At 62.3% G+C, this 18,693-nt stretch carries 17 protein-coding genes; 6 read left to right on the forward strand and 11 right to left on the reverse strand.

What is annotated here, in order from left to right:
- Window positions 1-179 precede the first annotated feature (179 nt).
- The 5 genes from rpmA to KY459_14355 all read right to left on the reverse strand — a co-directional run bounded on the left by rpmA (window position 180) and on the right by KY459_14355 (window position 3,739).
- Window positions 180-446 carry a 50S ribosomal protein L27 gene (rpmA, locus tag KY459_14335; GenBank protein MBW3565886.1) on the reverse strand — a complete coding sequence of 89 codons (267 nt, stop codon included), beginning with the start codon at window positions 444-446 and terminating at the stop codon, window positions 180-182.
- 19 nt (window positions 447-465) lie between these two features.
- Window positions 466-777, reverse strand: a complete 312-nt coding sequence (gene rplU, locus KY459_14340) for a 50S ribosomal protein L21 (protein MBW3565887.1) — start codon at window positions 775-777, stop codon at window positions 466-468.
- A 142-nt stretch (window positions 778-919) separates the two neighbouring features.
- Window positions 920-1,816 carry a peptidylprolyl isomerase gene (locus tag KY459_14345; protein MBW3565888.1) on the reverse strand — a complete coding sequence of 299 codons (897 nt, stop codon included), beginning with the start codon at window positions 1,814-1,816 and terminating at the stop codon, window positions 920-922.
- A 226-nt stretch (window positions 1,817-2,042) separates the two neighbouring features.
- Window positions 2,043-2,615 (reverse strand): hypothetical protein, encoded by a 573-nt coding sequence (locus KY459_14350; GenBank protein ID MBW3565889.1) that lies wholly within the window; start codon window positions 2,613-2,615, stop codon window positions 2,043-2,045.
- Window positions 2,612-3,739, reverse strand: a complete 1,128-nt coding sequence (locus KY459_14355; protein MBW3565890.1) for a lytic transglycosylase domain-containing protein — start codon at window positions 3,737-3,739, stop codon at window positions 2,612-2,614. Before KY459_14355 ends, KY459_14350 begins: the two co-directional genes overlap by 4 nt.
- 116 nt (window positions 3,740-3,855) lie before the next feature.
- On the opposite strand from KY459_14355, the gene gltX reads away from it, so the two are divergent.
- The 3 genes from gltX to smc all read left to right on the forward strand — a co-directional run bounded on the left by gltX (window position 3,856) and on the right by smc (window position 10,638).
- Entirely contained in the window at window positions 3,856-5,256 is a 1,401-nt protein-coding gene (gene gltX, locus KY459_14360) for a glutamate--tRNA ligase (protein ID MBW3565891.1), read from the forward strand.
- Window positions 5,257-5,680: 424 nt separating this feature from the next.
- Window positions 5,681-6,979, forward strand: a complete 1,299-nt coding sequence (locus KY459_14365; GenBank protein MBW3565892.1) for a hypothetical protein — start codon at window positions 5,681-5,683, stop codon at window positions 6,977-6,979.
- Window positions 6,980-7,110: 131 nt separating this feature from the next.
- Window positions 7,111-10,638, forward strand: a complete 3,528-nt coding sequence (gene smc / locus KY459_14370; protein MBW3565893.1) for a chromosome segregation protein SMC — start codon at window positions 7,111-7,113, stop codon at window positions 10,636-10,638.
- A gap of 47 nt (window positions 10,639-10,685) precedes the next feature.
- Here the strand turns inward: smc and KY459_14375 are convergent, their stop codons facing one another.
- The 5 genes from KY459_14375 to KY459_14395 form a co-directional block, all read right to left on the reverse strand.
- Entirely contained in the window at window positions 10,686-11,057 is a 372-nt protein-coding gene (locus tag KY459_14375) for a response regulator (GenBank protein MBW3565894.1), read from the reverse strand.
- A 74-nt stretch (window positions 11,058-11,131) separates the two neighbouring features.
- Window positions 11,132-11,803: a leucyl/phenylalanyl-tRNA--protein transferase gene (aat, locus tag KY459_14380; protein MBW3565895.1), complete on the reverse strand. Its 672-nt coding sequence runs from the start codon at window positions 11,801-11,803 to the stop codon at window positions 11,132-11,134.
- Between the two features lie 12 nt (window positions 11,804-11,815).
- Window positions 11,816-12,670: an amidohydrolase family protein gene (locus tag KY459_14385; GenBank protein ID MBW3565896.1), complete on the reverse strand. Its 855-nt coding sequence runs from the start codon at window positions 12,668-12,670 to the stop codon at window positions 11,816-11,818.
- Window positions 12,667-13,158: a GNAT family N-acetyltransferase gene (locus KY459_14390; protein MBW3565897.1), complete on the reverse strand. Its 492-nt coding sequence runs from the start codon at window positions 13,156-13,158 to the stop codon at window positions 12,667-12,669. The genes KY459_14385 and KY459_14390 overlap by 4 nt, the downstream gene beginning before the upstream one ends.
- A 1-nt stretch (window position 13,159) precedes the next feature.
- A complete protein-coding gene (locus KY459_14395; GenBank protein MBW3565898.1) occupies window positions 13,160-13,891 on the reverse strand; it encodes an SIMPL domain-containing protein in 732 nt (243 codons plus the stop codon).
- A gap of 125 nt (window positions 13,892-14,016) precedes the next feature.
- On the opposite strand from KY459_14395, the gene KY459_14400 reads away from it, so the two are divergent.
- Complete coding sequence (locus KY459_14400) at window positions 14,017-14,247, forward strand: ferredoxin (GenBank protein MBW3565899.1); 231 nt, start codon at window positions 14,017-14,019, stop codon at window positions 14,245-14,247.
- Between the two features lie 452 nt (window positions 14,248-14,699).
- Here the strand turns inward: KY459_14400 and KY459_14405 are convergent, their stop codons facing one another.
- Complete coding sequence (locus tag KY459_14405; protein ID MBW3565900.1) at window positions 14,700-15,482, reverse strand: M48 family metalloprotease; 783 nt, start codon at window positions 15,480-15,482, stop codon at window positions 14,700-14,702.
- Between the two features lie 147 nt (window positions 15,483-15,629).
- On the opposite strand from KY459_14405, the gene KY459_14410 reads away from it, so the two are divergent.
- Both KY459_14410 and murJ read left to right on the forward strand, forming a co-directional pair.
- Complete coding sequence (locus KY459_14410; GenBank protein MBW3565901.1) at window positions 15,630-16,748, forward strand: diguanylate cyclase; 1,119 nt, start codon at window positions 15,630-15,632, stop codon at window positions 16,746-16,748.
- Entirely contained in the window at window positions 16,687-18,459 is a 1,773-nt protein-coding gene (murJ, locus tag KY459_14415) for a murein biosynthesis integral membrane protein MurJ (GenBank protein ID MBW3565902.1), read from the forward strand. Before KY459_14410 ends, murJ begins: the two co-directional genes overlap by 62 nt.
- The last annotated feature ends 234 nt before the right edge of the window (window positions 18,460-18,693 follow it).

The following is an 18,693-nucleotide window of genomic DNA, read 5'->3' on the forward strand; positions in this document are numbered from 1 at the left end:
AAACAACCCCCACCCCGCGGGGGCGGTCGCGCTGGGTGCTGTTTGTTGGGGCGGGGTTGTGGGGGGGGGGGGGTGTGTTTTCTCATTATCAAATAACCCGCGCTTTAAGTTGAACCTCGAGCCCTGCGCCTTTTTTTTTAAACATAGACCCCCCCGACCCCGCCTCCTGGCTGTCCCGCTTACTGTTCGGCAGAGGCGGGCTCGATGGCGATGAACCGCCCGAGACGTCCGCGATCCCGGTATTTCACGACGCCGTCGACCTTGGCGAAAAGGGTGTGATCCCGGCCCATTCCGACGTTGGGTCCCGGATGAAACCGGGTACCGCGCTGGCGCACGAGGATCGACCCGCCGGTCACGAGCTGACCGTCGAACTTCTTGCATCCGAGCATTTTGGGATTCGAATCACGACCGTTTCGCGATGAACCCTGTCCTTTTTTATGAGCCATCCTGCGCCTCTCGTTCTCTTCAGACCGAAATCTTCTCGATCCGGATGTTGACCAGATTCTGTCGATGTCCCGTCTTCCGCTTGTACTGCTTGCGCCGCTTTCTGCGGAACACGATGATTTTCTTTCCGCGCTCCTCACCGAGGATTTTGGCCTTGACGGTTGCCCCGTCGACCAGCGGGCTTCCCACCTTCGGCTCGTCTCCGCCGAGCATCATGACGTCGAGCTCCACCTTGCCGTCCTTCTCGGACCCGAGCACGTCCCGCTCGACCGAAAGGGTGTCTCCCTCGGAGACGCGATATTGTTTCCCACCAGCACGAATCACTGCGTACACGATTTGACCTCCGGATTGCGCAGCACCCGGCAAAATATTGGTCCGCCAGGGCTGGCGCGAAGCAAGACACCTAACGCACCCCCGCGGTGACCCTATTCCGCGGGACCGGGCCACGAAGCGTGGCGAGCCCCCGGCTGCTGACTCAGAGGTTTTCGCGGTTGATGCTGACCCGGCTCACCTGGCGGAGATCCCGCGTCAGAATCTGAATCTCACGGATGATGTCACCCGTCCGGCCTTCGAGAAGCTTCTCCCGGATCTCCTCACGCACCTCGGAGTACGGAAGGAAGCCTTCCTCCCGGCGATCCTCGAGCAGCACCAGATGCCAGCCGAACTCGGTCTGGAAGGGCTCGCTCATCTCTCCCGGTTCGAGAGAAAAAACGACGTCGTCGAACTGTCGGACCATCTTCCCTCGCCCGAACCATCCGAGATCGCCACCCGATTCAGCCGAGCCATCCTCGGAGAACATCATCGCCATTTCAGCAAACTGCTCCTCGTTGCCCTCGAGCTGAGCGGCGAGTCCGACGATCTTCGTCCGGGCCTGCTCCATGCTCGTGGCATTGCTGTTGGTCCTGTTGATCACGTTCGCGCTGTCCGCTGTCGCAATGATGTGCCGCGCGCGAACCTGAACCGGACGGCGATACAGAGGCCGATTCTGTTCGTAGTAGGCCCGCGACTCTTCCTCCGGAACGACCCGGAGCGAGATGACGTCCCGGACGTAAGCGTCGAAAAGCGCAGATTCCGCCGCCTGCTCCATCAGGAAACGTACCTCGGGCTGCGACTGGAAGCCGTCCTTGAACGCCTCCTGCAGCAGGAGTTTCTTCTGAATGTGGTTGTCGAGAAAGTTGATCCGTCCGCCCGTCAGTTCGTAGTTCTTCCGCATCTCCGGAGAAAGGTTCATCCAGAGCCGGTCGAACTCCTCCCGGGTCAGCACTTCCCCGTTGATGTTGGCGACGATCGCATCCGGATCAGTCGCCTTCACCTGCGCCAGAGACGCACCTGCGAGCCCGACCATGGTGAGAAAAAGAATCGTTCGTTTCATTGATACCTCCGTCGATTGCTTACGACGGCGCAATCAACGGATGGGTTACGGCAGCGATTCCATCGCGATCTTTGCTCTGCGGTTCGTCGGACCTGTTCCTGATGACGATAGGCATCTCGTTGAGACGAGCGATTTCTTCCAGTGTCGCCGCTTCATTAGGACGTTCCAGTAGCGCTATACGGGTGACGGAGGAAACACGCCCGGGCGCAGACGGGTCAAATCGCGGTCAGCCCGGCGGGGAGAAGCTCCGGAGAAATTCGATGAAAACGTCGCGATTCTCGTCCATCGTGGCCGCCGGGCCGGTCGCTTTCACGAACCAGGGTCCTCCCTGGCCCTCCACTACGGCAGCCAGCATCTTCGATCCTGGGCGCGGCTCGGCGATTCCCGCCATCGGAGACGGAAGGAGCGTCCCCGAGGCTTCGAGCATGCTCACCTGGTAGTCGCCCGCTCGAAAGACTTCCCTCCGCGGCGGGCCATCGACGTCGATCTGACCGAGCCAGCGATCGAGATTTGCCTCGACGGACCCCCCCTGGCCCTCTCCGAAAAAGAAGACCACGACCTCTCCTTCGCCGGCCGATCCCGGGATGGTGGCCTGAAGAACCCGCATCGAGCTCGAGGGCGCCGTTTCGCGCCACTCCGGCGGGACCACCCAGCCGGGAGCTCGCCCGGCCAACGGCCCGGGAGCTTCCGCGGGCCGGGAAGCCTCCACGCCATCCATTCTCGGCGGCCCGATCTCCTCTTCCGGAACCGGACCTCCGCAGCCTGCCATGAGCAGCAGAACGGCGGTGAACAGCCTCATCGAATCCCCCCGACCGCCTCGGAAAGCGAATCGCGGGTCGCCGGAATCTTCACGACGTAGCGATCGGTCTCGGGAAGGTTGCGCATCAGCCCGGCGACCAGTCGCTTCACGTTGTGGGATCCGCCGTTGTAGAGCGCGAGCGCCCACCGTTCGCGATCGGCACCGCTGAAGCCGAGCGCCTCGGCGTCGTCGAACCGGCTGTCGAGATGACGTACGAGGAAACGCGCCGACTCTGCGGGAAGAAATCGTGCGTCGAGCTCGCATCCGAGAAATTCGGCGATCAGATAGGCATGGTTCTTCTTCGCCTGCTCCGGATCGAGCCCGAGACCTTCGCGGATCAACCGGTCCCGCAGGCCCGTGATCTCGTCGTGATAGGCAACCCAGTTCTCCCGCTGGGTTTCCTTCATCAACTCGTACCAGAGGAGAGCTTCCTGCCCAACTCGATCGATCTCTTCGTCGTCGGGCCTCGCGAAGAGTTTTTCGAGCCGCCTGACGATCTGCTCGTTCCTGACCGACGCCTCCTCGGTTGCGCGGAAAAGCTCGGGCGAACCGAAGCGAGCAAGCGTCTCGATCTGCTCGTCGCCTTCTTCGATGAGCGTCCAGGTCTGGTCGAGCAGTCTGCGGGTTTCCTCATCGGGACCGCACTCGAGCATCCGGCGAGAGACGACCCACGCGTCATAAAGCGGCTTTTTCTGCAGATACGCGCGCGTACCTTCGAGGTAGGTCTCGGTGACGAAGAGCTTCCCGCCGAAACCTTCGTCGATCCATGCGGCCGGGGTCGCCTGTGCGAGCCCGACTGCTCCGGCCTCGGAAACGAGCCACGGCCGGCCGTTGGTCTCCGCATGAGCAACCGCGAGAATGAGCTCGGTGCCGAGCTCCGAGCCTTCGAGCTGCCGTGCGTCGCTGATCATGCGAACCAGTGCCGCGGAATCGCGCGTCCACATCCGCGACAGCCGGCGCGCGAGCGCAGCTTCGCCGGCACTGAGCGGAAAATGAGGATCGGGATTGAAGGCGAAGCCGCCATCCGGGCTTCGGACATTTCTCGGCGGCTCGGCGGGCTCGGAAGCAGACAAACCGGTGGCGAAGATCAGGATCGCCAACAGGATTCCCGCCACTCTCGCCATCACATCAACCGCCTCCGCAAAACGAAGTCTATTCTCTGAGGCACTCGATGTGAAGGAATCTTTTCAGAGATGAAACGATTGGTCGCGCCGAACGAACCATCCGATCGGATCACGACATGAGACTCCGTTTCGCACCTTCCCCCACCGGCTTCCTCCATGTCGGAGGAGCGCGCACCGCGATCTTCAATCTTCTCCACGCGAGACGTCATGGCGGACGCTTCATTCTTCGGATCGAGGACACCGACGTCGAGCGGTCGGAGACGCGCCACGCCGATCAGATTCTCAGATCGATGGAATGGCTCGGCGTCGAATGGGACGAAGGCCCGCACTTTCAGAGCCAGCGCCTCCCCCTCTACCGCGAGAAGGTCGAACAGCTTCTCGCCGCCGGCCGCGCCTATCGCTGCTTCTGCACCGTCGAAGAGCTCGCCGAGGAGAGGAAAAAGACCGAAGCGTCCGGTCTCCCATACCGCTACTCGGGAAAGTGCCGCGAGATCCCGGGCCTCGACCCGGACGTTCGTCACGTGATCCGCTTCCGCGTTCCGGATGGAGACGCCATCGTCATCCGGGATCGCATCAGAGGCGATGTTCGCGTCGACCGAAGCGTTCTCGACGACTTCATCCTCGTCCGGACGGACGGCAACCCGACCTATCACCTCTCGGTCGTCGTCGACGACATCGACATGGGGATCACGCTCGTCGCTCGCGGTGAGGATCATCTCTCCAATACTCCGAAACACGTCCTCCTCTTCGACGCGCTCGGAAGCAGCGTTCCGGAGTTTGCTCACGTACCGCTCATCCTCGGCCCTGACAAGAAGCGGCTCAGCAAGCGGACCGGCGCGACGTCCGTCGAGGAATACCGCGATCTCGGCGTTCTTCCGCAGGCTCTCTTCAACTTCCTGACGCTTCTCGGATGGTCCCCGGGCGATGACCGGGAGATCATCACGCGCGAAGAGGCCGAAAAGGTCTTCGATCTCGGGGACGTCAACCGCTCCGCGGCGGTTTTCGACACCGACAAGCTGATGTGGATGAATGGCCAGTACCTCGGAAGCGCCCCGCTTTCCGAGGTGATGACCGGCGTCCGGCCTTTCATCCGCTTCGAGATCGACGACGCAGAGAGACTCGAGTCGGTCGTCGAGCTGAATCGAACGCGTGCACGCTCGCTCGCAGATCTCGCGGAGTCGATCAAGCCATACTTCGCGAGCGATGACGAGATCGAGTACGACGAACAGGCCGTGAAAAAACACCTTCGCGGGGAGAAGCTCGGTGAGCGGATCGAGCGTCTTCGCGATCGATACCAGGGGCTCGAACCGTGGACAGTCGAATCAACCGAGCAAGCGCTGCGGGAGGTCGCCGAGTCGATGGAGCTCGGCGGAGGCAAGCTGATTCACCCGCTGAGGCTCGCGGTGACGGGTCGCGGAGTGTCTCCTCCGATTTTCGACGTTCTGGCGCTGGTCGGGCAGCATGCCACGGTCGCCCGTCTCGACCGGCTCCTGGAATTCGTGAAGAGTGAAGAGTGAAGAGTGAAAGAAGAGACGCCGCGAAGGTAACCTCTCCGTACTCTCCCTTTCACTCACGAGCCCGTCCCCGGATCCTTCGCCGTCCTTCGACGGCTCATAATGAAACGACCACGAAATTGCGTGGACTTCGACCCACTTGCAGCGCTTCGCCTGGCCTGATGTCCCACCCTGCAAGGTCCCTCGCTTGCCCACCCGACCGCCCGCTCGGGACGACGTCGGTTTGAGTATGGGGCGATGGAGTTTTGCGGGCTCCGGTTTTCATTCCCGCTTCGCCGGCGCAACGCGACGGGGCGGCTCAGCAGGAGCTTCGCCCTCCCGGTGATGCTGGACATCACGCAAGCTCGTGGCGGTGCGGCTCGGGTAATTGTTTGGATGTCGCGAGATCCACGAGATCGACCGGACCCGGATCTCATAGAATTCATCGATGCGATTCTCCATCCTGCTTCTTTCAAGCATGATCTTCATCGCGTCCTGCGCGACCGATACGATCCAGCGATCCACTCCAATGACACTCGACGACATCGCAAACGAATACGTCAGGCTGGTTCTTGCCCTCGGACATCATGACGAGGGTTACGTCGACGCCTACTACGGTCCCGAGGCGCTTGCCCGCGAGGTCGCGGCTGACACTCCGGACGTCGCATCGATCGCCGTCAAAGCACGATCTCTGATCGGTACGCTCGAGTCGATGGACGAACCGGGCGACGAGATGCTCGCCCTGCGCCGGAATTATCTCGTCCGCCAGCTCCGCGCGCTCGAGTTCCGCACCCGGATGCTACGAGGTGAGCGCTTCTCCTTCGATGAAGAGAGCGCCGCTCTCTATGGCGCCGTCGCACCACACAACGACGTGGCGGTCTTCCAGAGGATCATCGATCGGCTCGACACCATTCTTCCCGGCACGGGCCCCGTTGCCGATCGTTATCTCGAGTTCCGCAGAAATTTCGTCATTCCTCCCGAGAAGCTGGACGAGGTGTTCGTCCGTTCGATCGAGGAATGCCGCGCCCGCACCGCTCCGTGGCTCGATCTTCCCCAGGGAGAAAGCTTCACCGTCGAGTACGTCGGTGACAAGCCGTGGAGCGGCTACAACTGGTATCAGGGCGGTTTCATCAGCCTCATCCAGGTCAACGCCGACTACGACATTTACGTCGATCGAGCGATCGATCTCGCGTGCCACGAAGGCTACCCGGGGCATCACGTCTACAACGCGATGCTCGAAAAGAATCTGGCGCGGGAGAGAGGCTGGATCGAGACGACCGTCTATCCTCTCTACAGTCCGCAGTCGTTGATCGCGGAGGGAAGCGCAAACTACGGAATCGAGATGGCGTTTCCCGGGGAGGAGAGAACTGCCTTCGAGCGCGACGTTCTCTACCCGATTGCCGGTCTCGATCCGGGCCTGGCCTCGCGCTACGCCGAGGTGCGTGCCCTGGTCGACCAGCTCGGGTATGCGGGAAACGAAGCGGCGCGACGTTACCTCGACGGCGAGATATCGCGGGAGGAAGCAACGGAGTGGCTCGAGACCTACGCTCTCTCCGAGCCCGACCGGGCGGCCCAGCGCACCCGCTTCTTCGACACCTACCGCTCGTACGTCATCAACTACAACCTAGGAAAGGATCTCGTCCGGGAGTGGGTCGAATCCCATGGAGACTCGCAGGCTGCCCGCTGGGCGGCGTTCCGCAGGCTTCTCTCGACACCCCTCCTCCCGCAGGATCTCGCCGTCGATTGAGATTCGATCACCTCAAAACGCCGTTTCGAGAAATGCACGGCGGTCCGTCCCGGTTGATCCACCCCGTAACCGGTCCGATCGATCTCAGATCCGCCGAGCTCGATCCGCGTTCCGGGAAAAACCTCATATAGATGTTTCGTCTGGAAAAAGTCTTCATCTCGGGCTTCAAGTCGTTCTGCGACCCGGCGGAGCTCTCCTTCCCCGAGCGGCTCACCGCCGTGGTCGGGCCGAACGGATGCGGCAAGTCGAATATCAGCGACGCGATCCTCTGGGTTCTCGGGGAGCGGCGCGCCAGCCATCTGCGCGGCGACAAGATGGAGAACATCATCTTTCAGGGATCGTCTCGCCGACGGGCCCTGGGAATGGGAGAGGTCGAGCTCACGCTCTCCACCGAAAACGGCCATCCGGCAGCCGAGAACGGCAAACTGACCATCCACCGCCGCGTCTTCCGATCGGGAGAGTCCGAGTTCCGCCTCAACGGCAAACGGGTCCGGCTCAAGGAGATCGCGGACATCCTGATGGATACCGGTCTCGGGATCCGGAACTATTCGGTGATGGAGCAGGGGAAGATCGACCTGATCCTCTCCAACAAACCGCAGGATCGCCGCAAACTGATCGAAGAAGCCGCCGGGATCACGAGCTACAAGGCCAAACGGCGTGCCGCCGAGCTGAAGCTCGACGAAACTCAGGCCAATCTTCTCCGGATCGACGACACGCTCTCCGAGATGACGCGGAGTCTCAATTCGCTCAAGCGACAGGCTTCCCGCGCGCGGCGCTACGATGAGCTGGCATCGCGTCTGTCGGAGGCGAAGCGGTCGCTCTACGCGGCAAAGCTGATCGAGGCGAAGCTCGCGATCGAAACCGCGGCAAAAGCGCTGGACGAGTCGCGTGAATCCGAGACGGCGATGAGCTCGTCGCTGCAGGAGATCGAGTCGAATCTCACGGACGCCCGGAAGTCTCTGGCCGAAAAATCCGCCCTTGCCTCGCGTCTGCGCGACGAGCTGTCGCGGCTCAACGCCGAAGCCGAGCGTGTCCGGACCTTCATCGAGGAATCGGAGAAGAGCGTCAGCGATCTGACCGCGAGAGAAGAGGCGGCTCGCGCACAGATAGGCGAGCTCGACCGCGAGGCCGGCGAGCAGCAGGAGCTCGTGCAGCAAAAGTCGACTGAGCTCGCCAGCGCTACCGAGACCCGGGATCGGCTCAAAGCCGAAGCCGATGCGCTCGAGCAGACACGACAGTCGCATGCCGACCAGGTGCGCCGGCACGAGCGTGCAATCGCCGAGGCCCGCGAGAATCTGATGCTGACGATCGCACGCATCTCGGACGCGCGCAACCAGTCCCACCAGATCGACATCGCCGTCGAAAAATGCGAGTTCTACCTCGGCAAGCTCGACGCCGCGGCTCAGAAAGTCAGCGAAGAACGCGACTCCGCGAGATCGGTCGCCATGGACTGGGAGGGAAAGGTCCGTGCGACCGAGCAGCGTCTCGTCGAGCTGCAGAGGCTCGCCAGAGCCGCTCTCGACGACGTCGAACAGATCCGGATCGAGCACGAGTCTTCCCGCGAGAGCCTCGCCCAGTCCCGCGACCTCATCTCTCAAACAACCTACAAGATCGATTCGCTTCGCACTCTGATCACATCTCTCGAAGCGCAGGAAGAGACCGTGCGTGGGGCGATCCTCGAGATTTTCCCGCACGCCGAGCCCGCCGTCGGCACCGTGCGAGCGGAATCGGGATACGAAGCCGCCCTCGATACGGCTCTCAGCGAGATCATGCGCGCGGTTCTCATCGGCAACACCGACGATGCGATCTCCGCGGTAAGTCTCCTCAACAGCCAGCAGGCCGGTCGTGGAGCCTTCGTCCGGACGGATTTTCGGGCCACTCCACCTGAACACTCCGGGCTCCGTTCGCTCGCCTCGGTCATCGTCGGCGAAGGCACCGAGGCCGATGCCGTCCGGGCAGCGGTCGGGGGGATCGCGGTGACCGACACGCTCGAAGAGGCTCTGGCCCTTTCGAGCAGCCACCCGGGAATTCGCTTCGTCGCAAAGGACGGATCACTCGTTCACGGATCGCTCGTCGCCGGCGGCTCGAGAAAAGAGAGCCGCGGCGTTTTCACGGTCAAGCGGGAGCTCGAGGATCTCGAGAGCACGATACGCCAGGAGAAGGACCGTTCCGTCGAGATCGACCGGAAACTCACCGACCTCGAGCATCGGCTCTCCTCGGCGGACGATGCTCGAATCCTGGCCGAGGAGAGGGCCCGCCGCGCCGAAACCGAGCTTCAGGAGATGCGGGCCGCACGCGACAACGCCTCGACTCAGCTGCAGCGTTTCGAGAGGGACTTCGAAACGACCTCGGAAGAACGATCCATCTTTCTCGAAGAGAAGCAGCAGCTCGCCGAGCGAAAAGCGCGGGCTCTCGAGGAACTGCGAGCGCTCGAGGCGAATGAAAGCGAGATGGAGTCCGAGCTCCACGAGCACGAGAACGCACTCCGCACCGCTCGGGGACAGTTCGAGGAATCGACTGACGCCGCATCGCACGGACGCGTGGAGCTGGAAGCCGCCACCGGCAGGCTTCAGACGGTTCGTCGGGAGCACGAGAACCTCGCGAGACTGGTTCATTCGCTTCAGAACCGGCGGGACCAGCTCGGTAACGAGATCGAGAATCTCCAGTCGCGAATTGCCCAGACCACCGAAGCCATCACGACCTCGCAGAGCCGCCTCGAGGAGCTCGACAACAGCCTGAGCGAAGGCGAGCAAAGACGCGTAGCCTGGGATCAGGAGATCGCCGAGCTCGAGGCCAGGGTCGCCGAGCTCGATGAAAACTCCGCATCGCAGCGATCGCTATGGAACGAAACGCGCGAGGGGCTTTTCGAGGCCGAGCGCGCGGTCGACCGGGCGAACAGCCGCATCGACCACCTCCGTGAACAGATTCAGATGGATCTTCACGTCGGAATCGAATCGCTCGCGGAGATCGAGCCTCCTCAGGACCAGGAAGCGCGCGTCGCTCTCGAAGAGGAGGTCGCCGCACTGACCGAAAAGATCGACAAGCTCGGCCCCGTCAACGTCCTCGCCATCGAGGAGTACGAAGAAATCGAGGAACGCGAAGGCTTCCTTCGAACCCAGCGCGACGATCTGGTCCAGGCGATCGAGTCGCTCAGAACAACGATCCGGAAAACCAACGCGACATCCCGCGAGCTCTTCCGCGAAGCGTTTGCCGCGGTCAACGAGAATTTCGGCAAGATCTTCGTCTCGCTCTTCGGCGGAGGCTCCGCTTCGATGCAGCTTCTCGACGAAGACGACATCCTCGAGAGCGGAATCGAGATTCACGCCCAGCCTGCCGGCAAGAAAACCCAGATCGTGGGACTTCTCTCGGGTGGCGAGCGAGCGCTGACCGCCCTCGCTCTTCTCTTCGCGATCTTTCGCTACAAACCGAGCCCCTTCTGTATCCTCGACGAGGTCGATGCCCCGCTCGACGAGGTCAACAACGAACGGTTCGTCAAACTCCTCCGCGCGATGGCGCACGATACGCAATTCGTCGTGATCACGCATTCAAAGCGCACGATGGAAGCGGCCGACGTTCTCTACGGCGTCACGATGGAGGAAGCGGGATGCTCCAAGCTCGTGTCGGTCTCGTTCAGCGAGGTCGAGGGAGGCGCGGCTTAGGAACGCCGGTCCGGAGTCAGCGGACACCGCATCCCTGAGGCTGCAATTCAGTTGCTCATCGCGCCGGCGACGAGCGTGGTGAGCTCGGAAACGTCGAAGGGTTTCCGGATGACCGCTTTGACGAACTGTCGGGGAATGCGCTCGACCATCGCATCGTCGGCCGCCGTCATCACGACGATCGGAGGGACCGTCTGATGCCCCCCGAGTCGCTGAAGGACCTCGAGCCCGTCGATTCGCGGCATCATCAGGTCGAGCATGATCAGGTCATACTTGAAGCCGGCGATTTTCTCGAGAGCTTCTCCGCCGTCGGAGGCGGCGTCGGCTTCATAGCCCGCTCGTCTCAGAATCACTCTGACCAGATTTCGGACGAATTCGTCGTCATCGACGACGAGAATCCGTTGAGTTTCGCTTGCCGGCATTTGAACCAAGAGACCTCACACCCGAGACGTCGTGAGAATCGGCCTGCAGTTCCGATGCCGCATGCGATCGAACACTACAGCTCCGGGAGGGTCAGTGCCCGGTCCGACCAGAATTTACGTCCGACGCTCAACGCTTCCTCGAGCCGGTCGAGAAACTCTGACCGCCCGATGAGCCGCGCTCCGAGCCGCGCCATATGTGGCGTCATCACCTGCACGTCGATCCAGCTCTGACCGTGCGCACGGAGGCGCTCGACCAGCGCCAGCAGCGCGATTTTCGAAGCGCCGTCTTCGAGATGAAACATGCTCTCTCCCGAAAAAGCGCCTCCCGGATCGACGCCGTAGAGCCCCCCGATGAGCCGCTCGCCATCCCAGACCTCGACGCTGTGCGCATGGCCGCTCCGGTGGAGCCGGCTGTATGCATCAATCATTTCGGGCAGGATCCAGGTGCCGTCCTGGTCGGGTCTGGAGATCTCGGCACAGTGCTGCATGACCCTCTCGAATGCAGCGTCGATCGTGAGCTGGAAGCGCGAGCGCCGAATCTCCCTTCGGAGGGTCCGCCCGATCCTGAGCCGGTCGAAGTCGAGCACCGCCCGGCGCCGGGGACTGAACCATACGATGGGCGTCTCCTCGTCGACCGGCCACGGAAAAATCCCCTTCGAGTAGGCATCGAGCAACGTTGCGGTGGAGAGATCATTCGAAAGACCGATCACGTCGTGGGGCGCATTCCGGGGAGACGGAAATCGCATTTCAGTCGCTTCTCATGACATTGCGCCGAAGAGGCGTTCGGCGTTCTCCCGGAGGACGAGCCGCTCGATCTCCTCGCCGTACCCGAGCGCCCGGAACGCCTCGACGTTGGATCGGATCGATGTCACGCCGGGAGATGGCCAGTCCGTGCCCCAGAGGACCTTCTCCGCGATCGACTCCAGCCTGGGAACGTAGTGTGGCAGACGCGAGGGGGGGATACCGGAGAGCTCGAGGTGGACGTTCGGATGGCGTCTCGCCAGAAAGAACGCAGTCTCGCCATACATCGGCCGTCCCGCATGCGCGAGAATGATCGGGAGATCGGGAAAATCGACCGCGACGTCGTCGACGGGCATCGGATCGGCGTAAACGTTCCGGGCTCCCGGGAAAACCGAGGTCCCCGTATGGACCATGACCGGCACGCCGCGCTCTTCGCAGATTTCGTACAGATCGCCAAGCCGGGGGAGCTCGTCACGATACGAGTTCACCCGGAAGAGCTGGTGGGGCGGATGGAGCTTCACCATCCGGACACCGAGGGCCAGAATGCGCTCGGTTTCCTCACGGACGTCCGGCGTCGCGAGAGGGTGGACCGAGCCGACCGGCAGCAGCCGTCCATTCGTTCCTGCGGCGTAGGAAGTGATCCAGTCGTTGACCTCCGCAGTGAAGCCCATCACGTCGGGGGCGACGTAGTTGATTGCACAGGCGCGTCCGACCCCCTCCCTCGCGAGGTACGCCATGAGATCGGGAGGACTCTCGATGAGTGCGCGGACGCCGTCGTGCGCCTCGTCATCCATCAGGCTGACTACGGCGGGCTTCATCAGCGACCACGGTTGCACGTGAATGTGAACGTCGAACACTTCCATTGCGGTCATGAAAATATCAGCCGCATGCTCGTTGCGGTATCCGGACACGCGCCGCGTAACTCCTCCGAGGCCTGCAGTGCGTCGGGAAGTATCGATCGGGGCACCGTCTCGAACCCCCGCGCTCGAAAGAATTCCTCCGCCGTCGTCGTCAGGAGATAAAACTCCCGGATACCGCGAAACCTGAGCCGATCGAGGATTTCCTGAACGAGCCGGCGCCCGAGGCCACTACCCTGCCGGTCCTCGGCGACCGCGAGCGATCGGATCAGCGCCACTTCTCCATAGACCTCGGCTCCCACGCAACCGACCAAGTGTTCATCCTCTCGAGCCACGACGTAGCGCAAATGATGTCCGGTGATCCCGGCGACGGGAAGATCGCTCCGCTTCAGCAGATCGATGACATCGTCGATGTCTCCCTCCGATGCCCGCCGTATCGTCAGATGGTCGAAGCGCACGTTGTCCGATGATCGCCAGCTCCAATCCCCATAAATCGGACGCATTCTATTCCAGCGCGAACACGACGCTGACCATGTAGGCCTTCTGCTGGCGTCCGGACTCGATCGGAACCGAGCTGTCTGCAGACATCCGCGCTTCGACGGCCATCACTCCAGGACGTGGCGGCGTGATCGCTCCCTCGGTGATCGAAAGCGTCGCACCCAGCCGTCGCCCTGCGGCCTCGGCGAGCAGAAGCGCCTTCCTCCGCGCGTCTGCATATGCGCGCGTCAGCCCCTCGTCATCGCCTTCACCCGGATCCGAAACGATGAACTGAAGTCCACCGCCCGTGTTTGCCCCCGCGTCGATCGCAGCCTGAAGAAGTCTCCCGGCGACCGCGGGATCCCGCTTCCTCACGACAATCTCATTCGAGACCTGATACCCGACGATGCTCGGTGTCCGCCGCCGGGCACCTTCGTTTCCATAGTCCATCTGCGGCCAAACAGAAAAGTTTCGCGTCTGGATCTCGCTCCTGTCGGCGCCGGCGGCGAGCAGAGCGTTGATCACCGCCTCGGTTCGGCGGTTGCTTTCGCTGACCGCCCCGTTGACGGTATCCGCCATCGTCTGAACACCGACCGTGAAGGTCACCATGTCGGGCTCGAGCGAGAGCGTCGACTCTCCAGTGACCGAGATCGTGTTCCGCTCTCCTCTCGCAGGGGTCGTGGCGGGATCGGTCGACGCCTGACCGTACGCACACGACACCGCCAGAATCAGAGTCATTGCCATCGCTGCTGATCTCATGAAGCCTCCTGTCTGGAAGATGTGTTGCAGTTCCGGAGTTGGTAACCGCGACATCGGGGATGGTGTTTGCCAATACCTCGCCATTTCCGCGATGTCTCGGAGAATCCGGAAGAGACCAGACGAATATGGCCGATCCAAACGACAAAGTACCGGGACAGGTTCCGGGACCATTCTTCGTCGACACCCAGTGCATCGACTGCGATCTCTGCCGGGAGACCTCGCCCGAGAACTTCCGCAGAAACGACGAGGAGGGCTTCTCCTACGTCTACAAGCAGCCGGAGACCGACGAGGAGAGAGAGCTCTCGCAGGAGGCTCTCGAGAACTGTCCGGTCGAGGCGATCGGCAACGACGGCTGACACGGCCGGTTGCCGGTTGTCGGTTGTCGGTTGCCGGTTGCCGGTGGCCGGTGGCCGGTTGCCGGTGGCCGGTGGCCGGTGGCCAGTGGGCGGTTGCCAGTGGCCGGTTGCCAGTGTGCAACCAGGTTGATCGTCACCACTCTTGTCCAGGTGGATTGTTACCACCCTGAGGTGGCGGCAAGAGCTGTGGATCCATGGAAAGGACTGCGGGTGCTCGTCTCTCCTTTGCCCTGAGCGCTTCCCGCGTTTGGTGTTCGCGATCGGGTCAGCCCGCACCAGCGGGCGACAGATCTTAGCCCCCGGCTTCAGCCGGGGGACAGAAGCTTTCCCAAATTCAGTGTCGAGCCCGCTTCAGCGGGCGACAGAGTGGTAACAATCAACCTATACATCTCTGTTAACAATGTACCTGGATCGTACCCGGCAACTGGCAACCGGCAACCGGCAGCCGGTTATCAGACTCTCGCGCGGACCGCCTGGTACGCCTGTTCGTCGCGAATCAGATTCGATGGAAGCGACATCCGCGAGATCTGCTCGTTCACGTCGGCGATCCGGTTTTCCGTCACCGGGTGTGTCGAGAAGAACTTGTCTACGGCTCCGGGAGATCCCCGCCGATTCTGAATCAGAGTCTCGAACATCGACACCATGCCACTCGGGTGGTACCCGGCAGCCGTCATCCAGTTGACGGCGAGGTCGTCCGACTGGCGCTCGGCGTCACGACTAAAGCTCGCGAGGGCGCCGGTGCCGACGATCTGTGCGAGGATCGCCTGATACGTTGCGGGATCCTGTCCGAGAACGATGCTCGCGAGGATGTTCAGCCCGTAGGCGCGGCTCATCTGTTCGGTCGCATGCCGCTCGACGCCGTGAGCGATCTCGTGAGCCATGACGCCCGCGAGCTCGTTCGCCTGATCGGCGGCATTGATCAGGCCCGTCGTCACGTACACGTGGCCGCCGGGGATGTTGAAGGCGTTGATCTCGTCGGACTGGACCACGTGAAAGTTCCACGGGAGCTGCGCCATCGAGGTTTTCGAGACGATCGCCTGGCCCAGCCGGTTCACGTACTGGTTGACCGTCGGATCACGGTTGATCGTCATCTGCCGGGCAATGTCGGCCTCGAGCTGCCGTCCGAGTTGCCACTCCTCCTCGAGCGAGATCAGATTGAAGCCCCCGCCGCTGCTGCACGCGGGAGCGATGAGGGTCAGGATGATGATTGTCGGAAAAATCAGCTTCGCTTTCATGAATGCTCCCCTTTCGGCTTCGTACGCCCCTGGAGAGCAACCTCTCTGCCATTCTGTCGATGCTCGACATGGAGGGCCGCGATTCCCATCCCGAGCCTCCCCTTCGGTTTGCCATCGATCACCCTCGAAGCCTATGATTTCGTGCAAATGTCCCCCCGCGGCAAGCAGTCCCTGCCCGAAGCCCTGGCGCTCGTCCTCGCCGCGAGAATTCAGGATCCGGAAGTGCTGGGAGCGGTCTCGCAGATTGCGGCCGACGAGAAATGGATTTTCGTCCCGTTACGCGAGGCGATCGACGTCGACGAATACCCGTGGGACGCTCTGATCGTCGATGCCCGAAAGAGCCCCGAGGACGCAATGGAGCTCTGCGCCTCGATCAAGGACGATCCGCATCGCCGGGACCGTTACGTGATCGTCGCCGCGGCGGCAGAAGATGTCGAGCGGCGAGTCAAATCTCTCGATCGCGGTGCCGACGACGTCGTCTCGATCCCGATCCGGGAACGCGAGCTCGTCTCGCGACTGAGAATTGCCGCGAGAGCCATCGAGCTGAGACGAACGCTCCTTCTGACTAATACGCGGCTCGAGCGGCTCGCGAGCTCCGACGCGCTCACGCAGCTGCACAATCACGCCACGATCCATTCGCTGCTCGCCGGGACATTCTCGATAGTAAAGGAAGCTCGTGGCCGCGTTTCGATTGCGCTGGTCGACATCGATCACTTCAAAAGGATCAACGACACGCTCGGCCATCTCGCCGGCGACCGGGTCATCGAAACGCTTTCCACGGTTCTGGCGAACGCGGTCGGGACCAGAGACTCGGTGGCGAGGTTCGGTGGCGAAGAGTTCGCCGTTCTGATGCCCGACTCGACCGTCGATGACGCCGTATCCACCGCCCACACCATCCGGGCAGCCATTGAAGCACACTTCCGGGACCAGCCCGAGCTCCCCGACGTCACCGTGAGCATCGGGGTCGCAAACTATCCGCAGACCGCATTCACGAGTGCAGAGGAGATGTTCGACGCCGCCGACATGGCGCTCTATCGCGCAAAGGACGCCGGCAGGAACACGATTCGAGTCGAGCGTCGCACGTCACCGCGCGAGAAGCATCTGGTCATCGCCACGCGCAAGAGGCGACGTGAACGCCAGCTCGGAATCCCCCCGAAAGTCGAAAAGATCGTCGATTACGACGGCGACGACACAATCTCCTCGCGTGCAGGCCTCCCGAGTTTCCTTCGGGAAACGGACGACGAAAGCGACCGGATCGAAAATTAGCCAGACCGAATCAGGCCCGGTTCTCGACAGGGGTCCGGACGCGGCCGAGCCCGGGACCCCGCAGAAACCCCCTGCGGCGCACGCTGCGCTCGTGGGTGCCGGAATCCTCATCTCCCGCGTGTTCGGCTTCGCTCGCGAGAGCGTCATGGCCTTCTATCTCGGGGCCAGCGGACCCGCCGACGCCTTCCGCGCCGCGCTCAGAATCCCCAACTTCCTCCAGAATCTCCTCGGTGAGGGCGTCCTCTCGGCATCCTTCATCCCGGTCTACGCAAAACTGATCGCAGAAAAGGACGAGAAAGCCGCCGGACGCGTTGCCGGCATCATCTTCAGCCTTCTCGTCGTCGTGGTCGGTGTACTCGTGATCGCCGGGATGCTGCTTGCCGAGCCGCTCGTCGATCTGATCGCGGGCGGCTTTTCGGGTGTGAGACGTGAGATGACGATCTCACTCACGAGAATTCTCTTTCCGGGCGTCGGACTCCTCGTCCTCTCGGCGTGGTGCCTCGGGATCCTCAACAGCCACCGGATGTTTTTCCTCTCCTACGTCGCCCCGACGATTCTCAACCTCGTGATGATCGGTACGCTCATCTATTTCGGGGCGAGGATCCAGGGATATTCGCTCGTGACGGCGCTCGCCTGGGGAACGGTCGTCGGAATGTTTCTCCAGTTCGCCGTACAGGTTCCGTTCGTCTACCGTTATGCGCCGACACTCCGATACGGACTCGACGCCGCTTTCGAGCCCGTCAGGGAGATCATCCGCAATTTCGTGCCGGTGGTTCTCGGCCGGGGCGTCGTCCAGGTCTCTGCATTCATCGACATGGCCATCGTCAGCCTTCTCGCGGCAGGAACGATGGCGACGCTCGGATACGCACAGGTCCTCTACCTGCTCCCCGTGTCGCTGTTCGGCATGTCGGTCGCCGCATCGGAGCTGCCGAAGATGTCCAGCGTCCTGGCGCCGGACGCGGAAGCGAGAGAGATCCTTCGCGAGCGCCTTCATGCAGGACTTCGACAGATCGCCTTCTTCATCGCTCCGTCCGCGATGGCCTTCGTATTCATCGGCGATGTACTCGTCGCAGCGATTTACGAAAGGGGGCGATTCACTTCCGGCGACACTCGGCTGGTCTGGTACATCCTGATCACGATCTCGATCGGGCTTCTCGCGGCGACGTTCTCCCGGCTTCTCTCGTCGACCTACTATGCGATGCGCGACACGAGGACGCCGCTTCGATACGCGATCGTCCGGATCACGGTGAGTGCGGCGCTCGCGTACCTCTTCGCAATTCCACTCCGCCCCCTGATCGTCGAGCTCTTCCGGACGACCGGCATCCCGATTCCGGCGGTCACGAACCCGACGAATGCGCTCGGGCTCATCGGCATTGCGATCGGTGGAACCGTCGGTGGCTGGGTCGAGTACTTCCTTCTGAAGCGGACTCTCACCCGAAGGATAGGGAAGTTCAGCGAAGAACCGTCCTTTCTCATGAAGCTCTGGTCCGCCGCCCTCGGCGCGGGAATCGTCGCATCACTGGCGGCGAGACCCGCAGCGGAGTGGGTACGCTCGATCATCACCGGCCGGTTCGGGATCAATCACATCGCCGGCGGCGCGGTCGCCGCACTCATTTTCGGGCTCGCCTACCTCACCTTCGCCGCTCTGCTCCGGATCCCCGAGACCCGGAAGCTGCTGCGCCGGATTCCGCTGCTCAGGCGATGGGCATGACCCCGCTCCCGTTGTGACCGGAAAGGATCAACCGATAGACTTCCGTCAGTCCTGGCGCTGGCAACGGGAAATTCTTCCGGCAACCGGCAACTGGCAACCGGCAACTGGCAGCCGGCAACCGGCAACGGCAACTGGCAACTGGCAACTGGCAACTCTCTTTCTGGCACCGAATTTTCTTGGCAATCCCTCAACGTGACCGTCGCAACCACAAACGAAGTGCGCACTCCCGACGGC

This window comes from Acidobacteriota bacterium (genome assembly GCA_019347945.1).
Classification (GTDB): Bacteria; Acidobacteriota; Thermoanaerobaculia; order Gp7-AA8; family JAHWKK01; genus JAHWKK01.